This window comes from Streptomyces sp. E2N166, from assembly GCF_003671715.1.
GTDB lineage: Bacteria > Actinomycetota > Actinomycetes > Streptomycetales > Streptomycetaceae > Streptomyces > Streptomyces thinghirensis.
This window is the reverse complement of record NZ_RAIF01000012.1, coordinates 599,749-601,149: the sequence shown is the minus strand read 5'-3', so window position 1 is coordinate 601,149 and position 1,401 is coordinate 599,749. Positions and strand designations below refer to the sequence as shown.

Here is a 1,401-nt window from a genome sequence, read left to right as displayed (position 1 = left end):
ACCACGCCCGGGTGCAGTGCCGCCGGGTCGCGGGCGGCGGCGAGGAACAGCAGCGCCGCGACGGCCGCGCCGGAGCCGGTGACCAGCCAGGCGCGGGCGTCCCAGCGGTCCGGCCGGTAGCGGGTGCGGACCGTCCTGCGGCCGCCGAGCCACAGCCCCGCGAGCGCGGCGGCGACGCCGGCCAGGAGGACGGGGACGCCGTACGTGCCGCCCGCGGCGGTCAGCAGCCCGTACGTCCCCGCGCAGACGCCGAGCAGGCCGCCCAGAGTGAGGGCGGCGGTGGTACGGCGTACGGGGGCGGGGACCTGGGCGGTACGGCCGTAGCCGCGGGCGTCCATCGCGGCGGCGAGGGCGACGGAACGCTCCAGGGCGCCCTCCAGCACCGGGAGACCGACCTGGAGCAGGCCCCGTACGCCCTTGTCGGGGCGGCCGCGCAGACGCCGGGCGGCGCGCAGGCGCTGGACGTCGGCGATGAGGTTCGGGGCGAAGGTGAGGGCGACGACGAGGGCCACGCCCATCTCGTACAGGGCGCCGGGGAGTGACTTGAGGAGGCGGGAGGGGTTGGCGAGGGCGTTCGCGGCGCCTACGCAGATGAGGAGGGTGGCCAGCTTCATCGCGTCGTACAGGGCGAAGGCGAGGCCCTCGGCGGTGACCCGGCCGCCGAGGCGGATGCCCTGCGCCCAGCCGGGGAGGGGGACCTCGGGGAGGGTGACGAGGGTGTGGGTGCCGGGAATGGGGGAGCCGAGGACCGTGGTGAAGAGGAGGCGGATGAGGAGGACGGCGAGGGCGAGCTTGACGAAGGCGCCGTAGGAGCGGGACCAGGGGGCGTGGGGCCGGCGGGTGGTCACCACGTAGGCGGAGACGGCTATGAGGAGGGCGAGGAGGAGGGGGTTGGTGGTGCGGGTGGCGGCGGTGCCGAGGGCCAGCGCCCACAGCCACCAGGCGCCGGGGTGCAGGGTCCCGGGACGGTGGCGGGGGGTGGGGATGCTCTCCGGCGCCTGCCGGGTGCCGCCTGCGCCCGCCCTCCCCCACTCTCGGCTTCGCTCGAGCGGGGGGACCCCCATCGCCCCGGCGGCACGACCGCCCGCAGACGGCGCGGCACGACTGCCCGCGGGCCGGGGCGGCGCGGGGCGGGAGCCCGCCGACTGCTTGCCCGCGGGCTCAGTCGGTGGCATTCCCGCGCCGCCTCGCCTGCCAGGTCGCTGCTCCGGCCAGGGCTGCCACGATGGCGATGCCCGCGTAGAGGCCGACCGAGGGGCCGTCGTCGTCCGACGTGTCCTTCTGGTCCGGGGCCGCGCTGGGCGCCGTCGAGTCGTCCGTCTCCTTCTGCGCGACCTGCTCCCCGCACCCCGACTCCGGGTAGCCCGCGATCCCGCACAGCAGGGCGTTGGTGTTGTAGCG

2 protein-coding genes are annotated in these 1,401 nt (G+C 77.1%); both read right to left on the bottom strand.

Features of this window, described 5'->3' with window-relative positions; genetic code table 11:
- On the bottom strand, positions 1 to 1,064 hold a 1,064-nt coding region (locus EBH09_RS10465; RefSeq protein ID WP_121747333.1), incomplete at its 3' end, for an energy-coupling factor transporter transmembrane component T.
- A 97-nt stretch (positions 1,065 to 1,161) separates the two neighbouring features.
- The coding region (locus tag EBH09_RS38770; RefSeq protein WP_274595133.1) for a GPS-CTERM domain-containing protein at positions 1,162 to 1,401 on the bottom strand (240 nt) is incomplete at its 5' end.